This is a genomic window from Mesorhizobium sp. WSM4846 (assembly GCF_055811415.1).
The window spans coordinates 1-311 of sequence record NZ_JBVVPZ010000118.1 but is presented as its reverse complement, the minus strand read 5'-3'; the positions used below and the strand labels follow the sequence as shown (position 1 = coordinate 311).

At 65.3% G+C, this 311-nt stretch carries 1 protein-coding gene; it reads right to left on the bottom strand.

Annotation, left to right across the window (positions count from 1 at the left end; genetic code table 11):
* Positions 1-311: zinc-binding dehydrogenase (locus tag AC0L15_RS33280; RefSeq protein ID WP_473498428.1), on the bottom strand; the 311-nt coding region annotated here is incomplete at both ends.

Sequence of the window (311 nt, the reverse complement as noted above, 5' to 3'; positions counted from 1 at the left end):
CCGGTCGGCGCGATGCCCAAAATGGCGATCTTGCCGCCATTGTTCATGGCGTCGATCATGTCGCGGAAGGCGGGTGCCGCACCCGACATTTCGAGGCCGACGTCAAAACCTTCGGTCATGCCGAGCGCCGGCATGATATCGCGCAGCTTTTCCTTCGACGCGTCGACCACATGCTGGACGCCGAGCTTTTTCGCCAGCGCCAGCCGCACCGGGTTGATGTCGGTGATGACCACCTTTCGCGCGCCGACGCACTGCGCCACCAGCGCACCCATGATGCCGATCGGCCCGGCGCCGGTGACCAGCACGTCCTC